Genomic DNA, 14,017 nt, shown 5'->3' with positions numbered 1-14,017 from the left:
ATGGGCGGAGGCGATCCCGCCACGCTCGCTTTCTATCAGGCGCAGGCACCGCGCTACACGCTGAGCTTCGGCCAGGCGCCCAGCCGTCATCTCGATCCCTTTCTCGACCGGTTGGAACCGGGTGCCCGCATACTAGAATTGGGCTGCGGCGGCGGGCGCGACGGGGCGCGGATCGTCGAACGCGGCTTCGATCTGGACGCGACCGACGGGGTTCCCGCAATGGTGCGAAAGGCGAACGAACGCTTCGACCTCGGCGCGCGGGTAATGCGCTTCGACGAACTGGATGCGGTTTCGGCGTATGATGCGGTATGGGCGCATGCCTGCCTGCTCCATGTTCCGCGCACGGACCTGCCCGGCGTGCTCGCCGCGATTAGGACCGCGTTGAAGCCGGGGGGCTGGCATTACGCCAGCTACAAGCTCGGCTCCGGCGAAGGGCGCTGCCTGCTCGGTCGGCTGCATAATTTTCCCGACGCCGCATGGATCGAAGCCGCCTATCGCGATGCGGGCTTCGCAATCGTCGCCAGCGATATGTTTCGCGGCGAAGGCGCCGATGGCACCGTTCGCGATTGGATCGCGCTCACGGTCAGGGTAGAAGATCGCTCATGAGCATTCCTACCCTGACCGCGATCTGCATCGGCCAGCCCAAACCTTTTCGCGGGGAAGAGAGCAGCGCGATCGACAAGCATCCGGTCGAAGGCCGCGTCGCGATCGGTCGGCTCGGCGTGGCGGGCGATGCGGTGGCGGATCACAAGCATCATGGTGGGCCCGAAATGGCGGTGCACCATTACCCGCACGATCACTATCCGATGTGGCGCGATGTTCTGGGCGGTCACAAGCTTTTGGAGCGACCCGCAGCGTTCGGCGAAAACATCGTCGCCACCGGATGGACCGAGGACGCGGTTCACATCGGCGATCGGTTTCGCATCGGCACCGCGCTCCTCGAAATCAGCCAGCCGCGCCAGCCCTGCTGGAAGATCGAACACCGCTTCGGTCGCAAGGGAATGATCAACCAGATCCCCAAGACCCATGCCTGCGGATGGTATTATCGCGTGCTGGAAGAAGGCGAGGCCGCAGCGGGCGACGCGATCGAGCGTGTGGGGCGCGGCCACGAGGAGTGGAGCGTCGCACAGGTCTTCGCTGCGCTGTTCGACCCTGCCGCATCGACCATGCCGGACGATCTGCGCGCTATCGTCGGGCTGGAACGACTCTGCCCGCAATGGCGCGAAAAGGCGCGCGAATTGCTGGAGGTGTGACGTCTCGTCACTAAAATCCTCACGGCCTGTCGCGAATTTTCGAAGACAACGCTGCGTTCACCTGAGGTTGTGGCCGAACTCGCAAACGTCCGCACTGTAATTGACAAGACCGCAGTCGTGAGGACGTGACTATGAAAAAACTCGCTCTGGCTTTTGCCGCTTCGACCATGGCCGTGACTGGCATCGGAACCGCCGCACCGGCGCTCGCCGATCCGCCGTCCTGGGCGCCCGCCCACGGCAAGCGCGCCAAGGATCGCGCCGCCTATTCGCGCTATGACAATTCGCGCTATGACCGCCGAGGCTATTACGTGCAGCCGCAGCGCATCACGCGTTCCGACCGCATGTGGCGCGGCGATGACGGGCGCTATTATTGCAAGCGCGACAATGGCACGACCGGCCTCGTGATCGGCGCGGGCGTAGGCGCGCTGGCCGGACACGAACTGGCGGGCCGTGGCGACCGGACGCTGGGCGCGATCCTGGGCGGCGCGGTCGGCGCGCTGATCGGACGCGAAATCGACCGTGGGAGCCTCAGCTGCCGCTGATCGATTTTCGACATTGCAAGCAAGAGAAAGGCGCGTCGTCCCTCCTCGTTATAGCAGGAGGGAGACGCGCCTTTTCTTTATCCGCCGTCCCGCTATGGTCGCCTGAAGATGGCCGATAGAGACAGACCAAGCATGCTCGTGACCGGCGGCGCCAAACGCATCGGCGCCGCGATCGCCCGCCGCTTCGGCGAGGCCGGCTGGCACGTCGTCATCCATTATGGCCAGTCCGAAGATGCCGCCGAAAAACTCGCTGCCGACCTCCCCAGTGCCGAGACCGTGACCTGCGATCTCGAAGATGGTGACGCCTCGGTCGCGATGGTCGAAAATCTCGCCAAGCGCCTCAGTGATTGGCGCGTGTTGGTGAACTGCGCCAGCGTGTTCGAGCCGGACGATGTGAAAGCCCTCGATCCCGAAACAGGCCGCCGCACCATGCAGATCAACGCCCGCACTCCGACGCGGATGGCGCAGGCCTTTCTCAATCACGCGAAGGCGGCTGGTGGGCGCCGCGCGATCCACGTCCTCGACCAGAAATTGCGCAATCCCAATCCCGATTTTTTCAGCTATACGATGAGCAAGCACGCGCTCGGCTCCACCGTCGCCATGTTGACCAAGGGCCGCGATCTGGCGGGCTGGCGAACGGAGGATCGGATCTACGGCCTGGCGCCCGGCGCCATCTTAGCCAGTCACGATCAGGACGAGGAAGAGACCGAAATCAGCCACCGCCTCAATCTGCTCGGCCGCAAGACGGGGAAGGACGAGATCGCCGATGCTGCCCTGTTCCTTTCCAACGGCTGGCTCGCCAGCGGACAGACGCTGTTTGTCGATAGCGGGCAGCATCTGTGCGATCAGGATCGCGACGTGATCTATCTGGCGCGCGAAAAGGCGGCGTCATGACCAAACCGGCCAAGCGCCACGCACTGACCACTCGCATCTGGCACTGGGGCAACCTCGTCGCCGTGGTGGTCCTCTTCATGTCGGGCCTCACCATTTCGAACGCGCACCGCTATCTCTATTGGGGCGAGTGGGGGTTCGAGGCGAAAGACGCCTGGCTCGCCGTGCCGCGCTTTCCCGACTGGATGACGATCCCCGGATATTACAGCCTCGCGGTGGCGCGCGACTGGCATATCCTCGCCGCGTGGTTGTTCGCACTGACGCTTCTGTTCGGCTGGGTCGCGATGCTTCTGAACCGCCACTTCAAGCGCGACATCGCCACCAATCGCGAAGAATGGCGTCCTGCCAACATCAAGGCCGACATCGCCGCGCATCTCAGGCTCGATTTCGATCACGGCAAGGGCAAGTACAATTTCCTCCAGAAGATCACCTACGGCCTCGTGCTCGGCGTGATCCTGCCGGGAATGGTGCTCACCGGGATCGCGATCAGTCCGGGCATGGAGCCGACGTTCGGCTGGATGGTCGATCTGATGGGCGGGCGGCAATCGGCGCGCAGTTTCCATTTCATCTTCGCCGCGCTCCTCTTCGGCTTCTTCGTGGTTCACGTCCTGCTGGTGATCCTGTCCGGCCCGATCTGGCAATTGCGCAGCATGATTACAGGCAGGGATACGCGATGAAACGCCGCAACTTCCTCGTCGCGGCGGGCGCGGCATTCCTCGCCGGGTGCAACAAGATCGCGGACAGCGCGCCGGGTGCGAAGCTGCTTTCCGCTGCTGAGAGCTGGCACAAGGCCGCGCATCGCTTCCTGCGTGATCGCGAGGCGCTGGTGCCTGAATATCCGCGCAGTGCGATCAGCCCCTACTTCCGCGGCAATGGTTCGATCGATCCTACGAACGGCGACTATCAGGCACAAGCCGCGGCCGGGTTCGCCGATTGGCGGCTGGAGGTTCGCGGCCTCGTCGAAAACCCGCTCAGCCTGACGCTCGACAATATCCGCCGCCTGCCGCAGCGCACGCAAGTGACGCGCCACGATTGCGTCGAAGGGTGGAGCGCGATCGGCGAGTGGACAGGGCCGCAGCTCTCCCTCCTGCTCGACGCCGCGAAGCTGCGGCCCGAAGCGCGCTATATCGTCTTCCGCTGTGCCGACGAGCTGTCGGGCGCGCGCTATTACGAAAGCGTCGATCTGATCGATGCGTATCACCCCCAGACCATCATCGCCCATCGCCTCAATGGCGAGGCGCTTCCGATCAAGAACGGTGCGCCGCTGCGCATGCGGATCGAGCGGCAATTGGGCTATAAGCACGCCAAATATCTGACCGCGATCGAGGCGGTGGCGAGCCTGGACGATCTCTACGGCGGCAATGGCGGATATTGGGAAGATCGCGGCTATCAATGGTATGCCGGGATCTGAGGCGGAGCTCTGAGGGAAGAGGCGCGGCTTGCATTTAGCTGTGCGCGACCCCACCTTACACCTTCGCAACCAATTGAAAGGACGCGGGAATGGCCGGTGGATGGGCGCGCGATGGCGCGGTGCAGGATCAGATCGACGACACCGTGTCCGATGCGGTCAGCGCCGCGCGTGCGCGCATGCCCAGCGGCGAGAGCGAGCGCTGGTGCGTGGAATGCGGCGAGGAAATCCCCGAAAAGCGCCGCATCGCCCTTGCCGGTGTTAAGCGCTGCGTCGAATGCCAGTCCGGCCAAGATGCCTCGGCCCGCAGCAGCGGCTTCAACCGGCGCGGCAGCAAGGACAGCCAGCTGCGCTGAAGCTGGCGCCCCCGGCTTACCGCGCCTATCCGCGCCTTCACCAAAACCATTTTCCCACCTGTACGTCACGGTGCTAGCACCCGCGCGACTCGCGAGAGCCCCGCTCTTCGCATCCCGCAATTCCCGCGCAATCCCACAGGTGCCACCCATGTCCGATATCAAGAAGGTCGTCCTCGCTTATTCGGGCGGTCTCGACACGTCCGTGATCGCCAAGTGGCTCAAGGTCGAACGCGGGCTCGAAGTCGTCACCTTCACTGCCGATCTCGGCCAGGGCGAGGAGATCGAGCCCGCGCGCGAAAAGGCACGGGCGATGGGCATTCCGGACAAGCACATCTTCATCGAGGATCTGCGCGAGGAATTCGTGCGCGATTTCGTCTTCCCGATGATGCGCGCCAATGCCCGCTACGAAGGCGATTACCTGCTCGGCACCAGCATCGCGCGGCCGCTGATCTCCAAGCGTCTGGTCGAAATTGCGCGCGAGACCGGGGCCGATGCGATCGCTCACGGCGCCACCGGCAAGGGCAACGATCAGGTCCGCTTCGAACTCAGCGCCTATGCGCTCGCACCCGACATCAAGGTGATCGCCCCGTGGCGCGAATGGAACCTCACCAGCCGCACTGCCCTGATTGCCTGGGCGGAACAGCACCAGATCCAGGTGCCCAAGGACAAGCGCGGCGAAAGCCCGTTTTCGACCGATGCGAACCTCCTCCACACCTCGTCCGAAGGCAAGGTGCTGGAAGACCCGTGGGAAGAAACGCCGGATTACGTCTATTCGCGCACCGACCATCCCGAGGATGCGCCCGATACGCCCGAATACATCACCATCGATTTCAAAAAGGGTGACGGGACCGCGCTGAACGGTGAGAAAATGAGCCCCGCCGAGCTGCTCACCGCGCTCAACGATCTGGGTCGCAAGCATGGGATCGGGCGGCTCGATCTGGTCGAGAACCGCTTCGTCGGTATGAAATCGCGCGGGATGTACGAAACGCCGGGTGGAGAAATCTACTCCCGTGCCCATCGCGGGATCGAACAGATCACGCTCGATCGCGGCGCCGCGCATCTTAAGGATGAGCTGATGCCGCGCTATGCGGAGCTGATCTATAACGGGTTGTGGTTCAGCCCCGAGCGGCTGATGCTGCAGGCGGCGATCGATCTCAGCCAGGAAAAGGTCGACGGCACGGTGCGGCTGAAGCTTTACAAGGGGCAGGCGATGGTGGTCGGCCGCAAATCGCCGCACTCGCTCTATTCCGAAGCGCATGTCACCTTCGAGGACGATGCCGGCGCCTACGATCAGAAGGACGCGGAAGGCTTCATCAAGCTTAACGCGCTGCGTCTGCGCCTGCTCGCACAGCGGGACGGAGGGCCTGAAACCGCCTCCTGAGGAGCGCGCGATCGCAGTGCCCGCAATCGATTCGTTCGGAGAAAAAAGGCCTCGCGCGGGGCTTGCCGCGCTTGAACCACGACGAAGTGTGGCAAGATCGGGGCAGGTTCCGCTCGCGTAAACGACTCCCGCGTTCCACTCGGCTATCAGGCTGAGCGAAACAACGGAGGACACTTAAATGTCCAAACGCGTATTTCGTTCCTTTGCCCTGGCCGCAATTATCGCCAGCCCCGCCACCGCCGCCACGCCTGCCGAGCGTGTGAGCGAGGCGCATTTCGCCGCCACCTTCACCGCGCATGCCGCCCTGCCCCAGATGGCCGCTCCCGCACCGGGCGCGGTCGATCTCGACACGTTCGATCCGCCGATCGAGGAAGCGCAGGTCGCGCGCGTCATCGGTAGCGGCACGGCATCCTATTACGGCGCGAAGTTCCAGGGCCGCCGCACCGCCAGCGGTGAAAAGTTCGACATGCACGCGATGACCGCGGCGCACCGCACCCTGCCCTTCGGCACGCTGGTCGAAGTGACCAATCCGCGCAACGGCAAGTCCGTGACCGTCCGCATCAACGATCGCGGACCCTTCCACGGCAACCGCATTCTCGACGTCAGCCGCGCCGCTGCGACCGAGCTTGGGCTGATCCAGCGCGGCAGCGGGACGGTGGAGCTCGCCCTGCTGGACTGACCGCGGGGTTGACACTTGCGGCACGGTTCCGGCCCGCCGCCTCCCTTTCCTTATCGCCCGCTCCATTCAGCGCCGCCCCATCCGGCGCCGCCCCATCTAGCGCGGCATCGACCAGCGCGTGGCCCGCTTCGGCCGCCCGGTCCCATGCCTCGCCCGCGCGGGCAGAGGCGCTGTCCACCCCGTCTTCGCCCATATCCTCGCCCGCATCCCCGGCCCATAGTGCTTCGCCCGCCGCGTGGCGCATCACCTCCTCGCGCGTCGGCGGCAAGGTTCCGAGCGATGCCCGCTCCGCCGTGGAGCGCGCCTCCACCGTCTCCTCCATCAGCGCGTCCGCCTCCTGCCCCAGATGCGCGGCGAGCAGCGCGTCGAACCGCGCCGCGGCGTGGACGGCGCGCGGATTGGCCTCCGCAAACCGGTCGAGCCGCGCCATATGGGCGAGCAGCAGGCGCGCATCGATCCGCCGCCAGGTGGCGACCAGCTCGCCCCGCACCAGCACCGGCTGCGGCACGCCGTCGAGCGCATAGGACGCCAGCTCGCCCCCCGCATGCGCGCGCGCCTCCACCAGCGCCGCGTCCCACAATTGCGCGAAATCGGGATAGCGCCGCCGCGCGCGATAGGCGGTTTCGCGGCTGACCCCGACCCGCGCCGCACTGGCGCGGACATTGCCGCTGGTGGCCAGCGCATCGAGGAAGCGCGCACGGGCGGACGCATCGAACTTGGCCGCCGGAGGCGCGCTCACCGTGGCCCAGCGTGCCGGCATCCCGTCCCCCTCCTCATCCGGCAAAAGTTTTGAAGGGGGCTCGGAATAGGGCGCGCAATAGGGATCGGGCGCTTCGAGCGCGTAGGCGAGCGGCGGATCGCCGGGCTGCCATCCGGCGGGAAAGGCGGATGCGCGCGACCCGCCAGCCCCACCCATCCCGCCGCGAAAGCCCGCCTCATACTCCACCTCGCAAAAGGGTCGCGCCTGCTGCGCCGGATCGAGCGCGGAAGTATGGGAGGGCAGTTCTGCAGGCAATCCGCCATTTGATGCACGGGGCCGGGCGGCGGGCAGACTCGGCGCGCCGCCGCCATCCGGGGCCGCCTCCCACCCCCGCCCCCGCCGGATGCTTCAACCCGCGCGAGAGCCAGTCCTGCGTCGGCACGCCATGCCGGGGCCTGTCATCCTGGCCGTAGTCCTGCGCCTCCACCTCGCTGTCGGGGGAGGCGCCGGAGGGAAGCTCCGCAAGCGCGCCCTCCTCCACCTCCGGATATCGCCAGCGGACGAAGTTCGGATTGTCGGGATCGACCTCCTCGTACGGGCCATAGAGCGCTTCCAGGACGAGATCGTCCACCACATCGCCCACATCGGGCACCCCACCCACCGCCGCGACCATCCGCAGATAGCGCTGCGCGGCAGCGGGATTGTCGGCGAGGATCTTCGGCATTTCGGGTGTGTCGGCCATGGTTCCATGCTCCGTGTGAGGAAAGGAACCGAGGCAGGTATGCCATTTGGGGGGCTGTAGGACAGGGGTTTTACCGTCGTGAGTATGCGAGCATACTAATGGTAGGGGATATCAGAACCTCTGCCTGCCCCGCCTTGAATGCCAATGCGCCATCCAACCTCGTCGAAAAGGGAAGAAAAAAAGCTCGCCTAACTACTGACCGTAGAGACCGGGATTGAGCTAGAAGCCAGCTCTTTGTCAGGCCAAAATCAACCAGTGTAGGCGCATTCTTAGCCTTGAAAATTCCACGTTACCGCATTGTTGATTGGTCCGACAATCTATGTAGAAAAGGCATGTGAACTTCAATAATCGCCGGCATGTCGAACTGTTTGGCGAGATAGGAGAAAATCTTTGCCCAGCCTACAGAGAATTGCCCTCTACGTTTTGTTCGACTCAATCGAAAACGACCTAGTAGAATCCTTACGTGCGATCCCGCCGGATGAATTGAATCTTACTGACAATGAGATGCAAAAGGCAAAAAGTATTCTTATTCGTAGGCTGGAGGGCAATCTTGACCCCGATGACCCCTTTGATCTCGTCTATGGACTAGACTTAGGGCAGAAATACGATATCCTTCTTCGAAATTCTTCTAATCTTCGAGAGGATTATGTTCCTTATCTGAAATCTATAAGAGATGATATTGGACAGGCTTTGCCGGTCAGAAATGCGATAATGCATGGCCGCCCACTTACAATAGACGAGTACAGCTTGGGGTTTTCTTTCGCTCAAGATTTGCTTCGTCGACCGGGGTTCTGGCCAATCCTCTCCAGATCTTATTCCGAATACAATCAAAATCCAGAACGCGTATGGTCTAAGTCAATCAGTCTTTTGGATGACCCAACCGATTTTGGTGTTCTCCACAATCTGCCTATTCCAGACTATGAGGATACTGGATTTTTAAAACGCCCCGATCTCGAGCGAGAATTAAAACAGAGGATACTGGGTCGATATCCTGTAATTACTGTTCAAGGCGACGGCGGAAATGGCAAGACAGCTTTGACACTTCAGACGGTTTGGAATCTCGTCGAATCCGACGATCACACCTTCGATTTAGTACTTTGGTACTCTGCAAAGACATCATCCTTGACATCCAAAGGGATTCAAGAAATCGAATCGGCGTACGTTGATTCATTATCTATAGTAAGCGAAATAGCGACGTATGGAGACGAGGCAATTGACCCGTTTTCTGGTCTTATGAAGCTTTTGGCTGAGAACAAAATTTTGCTAATTATTGACAACCTTGAAACGGTGACAGGTCCACATATCGAAAAGCTCGTCCAAAATGTACCTGGTGAAAGCAAACTGGTTCTTACCTCGCGCGTACCAATTTCCGGCGATCTACCCATATCGGTTGCAGAGTTTTCGGAGGCTGAGGGTCTCCGGTACCTTCGGTCCCTAATTAGAGCACATAGTCTCAAGAGTATTGAGGCGAAGTCGAATGCCGATTTGCGCTCCATTGCCCGTAGACTAGCTTGCAAACCATTGCTTTTGAAATGGTTTGCGTTGGGTGTTAAAAGCGGCGCATCTCCAGAGAGAATTCTGGCAGACCCTAAAGATGCTGTTCAGTTTTGCTTAGAAAACGTCATGAATCGCCTTTCAGACAGTGCCAGAGATGTCGTCGACATTTTGGCATCGATTTCGGACGGCCTATCACCTTCAGTTATCGTCGCCATCGGAGAGCACAATCCACAGAGGACTGAAGACGGCCTTGCGGAACTATCTCGCTATACCTTGGTCGATGTTAAAGACCTGCCGAATTCGGAGCGGGTTTTCCGATTGCGTCCTTTCGTCAGAACGTACGTAATAAGGATTTTGAAGCCAGACCGAGATCTTTTGAGTACTTACCTGAAGAAATACCAAAAGATAAAAGCGAACTTTGAATCTAGTCGAGCTAAACAAAAATTTAACAAATACGAGCCGACCAACTTAGTTGTTAGAACTCACGGCGAGTCAGTTGCTGCGGAGCGAATTCGTCGGCTAGTTAAAAAGCTTCACAGGGGCGCTTGGTCTGATGTTGAAGAAGGAATATCAGCACTTAAACTAACCGATCCAGGTTATTTCGAAGTTTACAGATTCGAAGCATTCGCGGCATTCACTTGGTCGGATATACCCCGATCAGTTGATGCCTATGAGGCCGCGCTTGAGTATGGCGAAAGTCAGCCTCAACTTCACTTCTTTTTCGCTGGAATGCTTGCGAGGTCAGACGACACTGAAAGAGCTGCCATCGAGTTTGCTAAAGCGCTAGAAATTGACCCAGAGGCTTCGCCCGTATTGAGAGAAGCTGCACGTTGTGAAATGCGCCGCACCAACTTTGACATCGCTGAAAACTATCTTGTCAGAGCTGAAGAATTATCCGGCGACTCTATGAAAGAAGCGATTTTAATTATTGACCTTTGGATCCAGTATTTTCAGCGCCGCATTGACTATTTTGTAAGAAACAGCGCAATGCTTCGCGCTAATGAACTCTGCGGAAAGATGCTGGATTACCTTAAAGAATCGGATCTTCGATTTTTTGACAACGTAATTGTGGATCATGTTCTTAAAATAGAACCGTCAGTTAGAACACTCCGCCTTGAGTCGCGTATTGATAATACTAGCGCTGTAGAACTTGCCGCATGGATCGATAAAAATATCGTTCACGCTAATGAATTCGGCTTGGAGGATGGCGTGTTTATTGGGAGTTTGAAGGCTCGTGGACGAAGGGAAAGCTTTGGCTTTCTTCTGGACAGCACCGGCAGAGAGTTTTTCATTGCCGCCGCTAATACTAGTCCGGACGTCTGGATCTGGTTGAATGAAAACAAACCCGTCGAATTTTCGGTACGAACCAAGAGCGATGGTCGGAAAGAAGCATTTAATGTCACGAAGGTAGAACGTGCTTGAGCTTTTTACCTTTTGGGCGTTCGCTGTCACCGCGTACTTTTCGCTAGCATGGTTTTGAGATAGGCACCCGTAAAACTCCGCTCCTCACGCGCAACCTCTTCCGGCGTGCCTTCGGCCACGATCTCGCCTCCGCGCACGCCGCCGCCCGGCCCCAGGTCGAGCAGATAATCCGCCGTCTTGATGACATCCAGATTGTGCTCGATCACCACCACGGAATTGCCCTGGTCCACCAGCCGGTGCAGCACTTCGAGGAGCTTGCGCACATCCTCGAAATGCAGCCCGGTGGTCGGCTCGTCGAGGATGTAGAGCGTCTGTCCGGTGCTGCGGCGGGACAGTTCCTTGGCGAGCTTCACCCGCTGCGCCTCGCCGCCCGATAGCGTGGTCGCCTGCTGGCCGACCTTGACGTAGCCCAGCCCCACCTCGTTCAGCATGTGCATTTTATCGCGGATTGGGGGGACGTTTTCGAAGAAGGTTTCCGCATCCTCCACCGTCATGTCGAGCACGTCGGCGATGGAGTGGCCCTTGAACTTCACCTCCAGCGTTTCGCGGTTGTAGCGCTTGCCGTCGCATTCCTCGCAGGTGACGTAGACGTCGGGCAGGAAGTGCATCTCGATCTTGATCAGGCCGTCGCCTTGGCACGCTTCGCACCGGCCACCCTTGACGTTGAAGCTGAAGCGGCCCGGCTTGTAGCCGCGCGCCTGCGCTTCGGGGAGGCCGGCGAACCAGTCGCGGATCTGGGTGAAGGCGCCGGTATAGGTGGCGGGGTTCGATCGCGGCGTGCGGCCGATCGGGGACTGGTCGATCTCGATCACCTTGTCGCAATGGTCGAGGCCGGTGACCTTGTCGTGCGCGCCCGCCACGATGCGCGCGCCGTTCAAGGTGCGCGCGGCGGCGGCGTAGAGCGTGTCGATGGTGAAGCTCGACTTGCCGGAGCCCGATACGCCGGTGACGCAGGTGAAGGTGCCGAGCGGGATCGAGGCGGTGACGTCGTTCAGATTGTTCGCGCGGGCGCCATGGACGGTGATTTGCTTGCCATTGCCCTTGCGGCGTTCCCCGGGCACCGCGATCTCGCGCCGCCCGGTAAGGTAGTCTGCGGTGAGCGATTTCTTGGATTTGAGCACCTGCTTCAGCGTGCCTTCGGCCACCACCTCGCCCCCGCGCACGCCTGCGCCGGGGCCGAGATCGACGACGTAGTCCGCGGCGCGGATCGCATCCTCGTCATGCTCCACCACGATCACCGTGTTGCCGAGATCGCGCAGGCGCTTGAGGGTTTCCAGCAGCCGGTCGTTGTCGCGCTGGTGCAGGCCGATGCTGGGCTCGTCGAGCACGTAGAGCACGCCCGACAGCCCGCTGCCGATCTGAGAAGCGAGGCGGATGCGCTGGCTCTCCCCGCCCGACAGCGTGCCGCTGGTCCGGTCGAGATTCAGGTAATCGAGCCCGACATTGTCGAGGAAGCCCAGACGCTCGTTGATTTCCTTGAGGATGGCCTTGGCGATCTGCGACTGCTGGTCGTTCAGATGCTCGGGCAGGCCGAGGAACCAGGCCTTGGCATCGGCGACGCTCATCTTGGTGGGGGTGGCGATGTCCGTCACTCCCGAAGGCCCCGGGATCTTCACCGCCAGCGCCTTTTCGTTGAGGCGCTTGCCGTTGCAGGTCTCGCACGGCTGCGCGGTCTGGAACTTGGACAGCTCCTCGCGCATCCAGGCGCTTTCGGTCTGGAGCAGGCGGCGGTTCAGATTGCCGATCACGCCTTCGAAGGCCTTCTTGACCGTGTAGCTCTTGCGCCCGTCCTTGAAGGTGAGCGGGATGGCGCGCCCCTTGGTCCCGAACAGAATGATGTCGCGGATTTCCTTGTCGAAATCCTCCCACGGGGTTTCGAGGCTGAACTCGTATTCCTTCGCAAGGCTGGCGAGCACCTGCATGTAATAGGGCGATGGCGGGTTGGACTTCGCCCACGGCACCACCGCGCCCTTCTTCAGGGTCAAAGCCTCGTTAGGAACGACAAGCTGCGGATCGAACAATTGCTTCTCGCCGATCCCGTCGCAGGTCGGGCAGGCACCCTGCGGCGCGTTGAAGCTGAACAGGCGCGGCTCGACCTCTTCGATGGTGAAACCGCTGACCGGACAGGCGAATTTTTCGGAGAAGACGATGCGATTGGCGGGCAGGCCCGCACCCTTCATCGCACCCCCACCCTCACCTTCATTCTCGCGCCCCGGCACCACGCCATCGGCCAGGTCGACATAGGCCAGCCCGTCGGCGAGCCGCAGCGCCTGTTCGAAACTGTCGGCGAGCCGCGTTTCGATGCCCTCCTTCACCGCCAGGCGATCGACCACGACTTCGACGTCGTGCTTGAATTTCTTGTCGAGCGCGGGTGCTTCCTCGATCGGGTACATCTCGCCGTCGATGCGCACGCGGGTGAAGCCCGCCTTCTGCCATTCGGCAAGCTCGCGGCGGTATTCGCCCTTGCGCCCGCGCACCACCGGGGCGAGCAGATAGAGCCGCGTGCCTTCGGGCAGGGCCATCACACGATCGACCATGTTCGACACCGTCTGTGCCTCGATCGGGAGGCCGGTGGCGGGCGAATAGGGCACCCCGACACGCGCCCACAACAGGCGCATGTAATCGTAGATCTCTGTCACGGTCGCCACGGTCGAGCGCGGATTGCGGCTCGTCGTCTTCTGTTCGATCGAGATCGCCGGAGACAGCCCGTCGATATGTTCGACATCGGGCTTCTGCATCATTTCGAGGAATTGCCGCGCATAGGCGCTGAGCGATTCCACATAGCGCCGCTGACCTTCCGCATAGATCGTATCGAAGGCGAGGCTGGACTTGCCCGAGCCCGAAAGTCCGGTGATCACGATCAGCGCATCGCGCGGCAGATCGATGTCCACACCCTTGAGATTGTGTTCGCGCGCACCGCGCACGGAGATTTTGGTAAGAGCCATGGGTCGGGCGTGTTCCGCAAATGTTCGTTATCGTCAAGGCGAGGCTTAGCGCGCGTCGAAAACCCTAACGGTCGAGCGGCTCGCATCGGTCCCATCTGGGTAGGATCGCGGTGAATTTAAGGGTGTTGCGCAATTTGCGAACGTACCGTTAACCTTTATTGCCTTAGGATCGTCTCGTTTCCGCCAAAAAAAGAGCGACCT

General features: G+C 61.0%; 13 protein-coding genes. 10 read left to right on the top strand and 3 right to left on the bottom strand.

All coding sequences use genetic code 11. From position 1 onward, the window contains the following. The 9 genes from J7347_RS02120 (at nt 1) to J7347_RS02080 (ending at nt 6,510) form a co-directional block, all read left to right on the top strand. On the top strand, nt 1–606 hold the full coding sequence (locus tag J7347_RS02120) for a class I SAM-dependent methyltransferase (RefSeq protein WP_209161190.1): 606 nt from the start codon (nt 1–3) through the stop codon (nt 604–606). Next, complete coding sequence (locus J7347_RS02115) at nt 603–1,253, top strand: MOSC domain-containing protein (RefSeq protein WP_209160643.1); 651 nt, start codon at nt 603–605, stop codon at nt 1,251–1,253. Before J7347_RS02120 ends, J7347_RS02115 begins: the two co-directional genes overlap by 4 nt. 131 nt (nt 1,254–1,384) lie before the next feature. Further along, a complete protein-coding gene (locus J7347_RS02110) occupies nt 1,385–1,795 on the top strand; it encodes a glycine zipper 2TM domain-containing protein (protein WP_067680433.1) in 411 nt (136 codons plus the stop codon). A gap of 132 nt (nt 1,796–1,927) precedes the next feature. Then, nucleotides 1,928–2,689 (top strand): SDR family oxidoreductase, encoded by a 762-nt coding sequence (locus J7347_RS02105; protein WP_245173764.1) that lies wholly within the window; start codon nt 1,928–1,930, stop codon nt 2,687–2,689. Further along, nucleotides 2,686–3,363 carry a cytochrome b/b6 domain-containing protein gene (locus tag J7347_RS02100; RefSeq protein WP_209160641.1) on the top strand — a complete coding sequence of 226 codons (678 nt, stop codon included), beginning with the start codon at nt 2,686–2,688 and terminating at the stop codon, nt 3,361–3,363. The genes J7347_RS02105 and J7347_RS02100 overlap by 4 nt, the downstream gene beginning before the upstream one ends. Continuing rightward, complete coding sequence (locus J7347_RS02095) at nt 3,360–4,097, top strand: molybdopterin-binding protein (protein WP_067680425.1); 738 nt, start codon at nt 3,360–3,362, stop codon at nt 4,095–4,097. Before J7347_RS02100 ends, J7347_RS02095 begins: the two co-directional genes overlap by 4 nt. An 89-nt stretch (nt 4,098–4,186) precedes the next feature. Further along, nucleotides 4,187–4,450, top strand: coding sequence for a DksA/TraR family C4-type zinc finger protein (locus J7347_RS02090; protein WP_067680422.1), 264 nt, complete (start codon nt 4,187–4,189; stop codon nt 4,448–4,450). A 148-nt stretch (nt 4,451–4,598) separates the two neighbouring features. Next, a complete protein-coding gene (locus J7347_RS02085) occupies nt 4,599–5,831 on the top strand; it encodes an argininosuccinate synthase (RefSeq protein WP_209160640.1) in 1,233 nt (410 codons plus the stop codon). A gap of 178 nt (nt 5,832–6,009) precedes the next feature. Next, the gene (locus J7347_RS02080) at nt 6,010–6,510 is read left to right on the top strand and encodes a septal ring lytic transglycosylase RlpA family protein (RefSeq protein ID WP_209160639.1); all 501 of its coding nucleotides are present in this window, start codon (nt 6,010–6,012) and stop codon (nt 6,508–6,510) included. On the opposite strand, the gene J7347_RS02075 is transcribed toward J7347_RS02080, so the two are convergent. Together J7347_RS02075 and J7347_RS02070 are read right to left on the bottom strand one after the other, a co-directional pair. Next, entirely contained in the window at nt 6,434–7,426 is a 993-nt protein-coding gene (locus J7347_RS02075; RefSeq protein WP_209160638.1) for a hypothetical protein, read from the bottom strand. The genes J7347_RS02080 and J7347_RS02075 overlap by 77 nt on opposite strands. Before the next feature lie 19 nt (nt 7,427–7,445). Next, nucleotides 7,446–7,952: a hypothetical protein gene (locus J7347_RS02070; protein WP_209160637.1), complete on the bottom strand. Its 507-nt coding sequence runs from the start codon at nt 7,950–7,952 to the stop codon at nt 7,446–7,448. 390 nt (nt 7,953–8,342) lie between these two features. On the opposite strand from J7347_RS02070, the gene J7347_RS02065 reads away from it, so the two are divergent. Next, on the top strand, nt 8,343–10,871 hold the full coding sequence (locus J7347_RS02065) for a hypothetical protein (RefSeq protein WP_209160636.1): 2,529 nt from the start codon (nt 8,343–8,345) through the stop codon (nt 10,869–10,871). 26 nt (nt 10,872–10,897) lie between these two features. On the opposite strand, the gene uvrA is transcribed toward J7347_RS02065, so the two are convergent. Continuing rightward, nucleotides 10,898–13,816, bottom strand: coding sequence for an excinuclease ABC subunit UvrA (uvrA, locus tag J7347_RS02060; RefSeq protein WP_209160635.1), 2,919 nt, complete (start codon nt 13,814–13,816; stop codon nt 10,898–10,900). Nucleotides 13,817–14,017 lie beyond the last annotated feature (201 nt).

The organism is Erythrobacter sp. A6_0 (genome assembly GCF_017744235.1).
Lineage (GTDB): Bacteria > Pseudomonadota > Alphaproteobacteria > Sphingomonadales > Sphingomonadaceae > Qipengyuania.
This window is presented reverse-complemented; position numbering and strand designations above follow the sequence as displayed.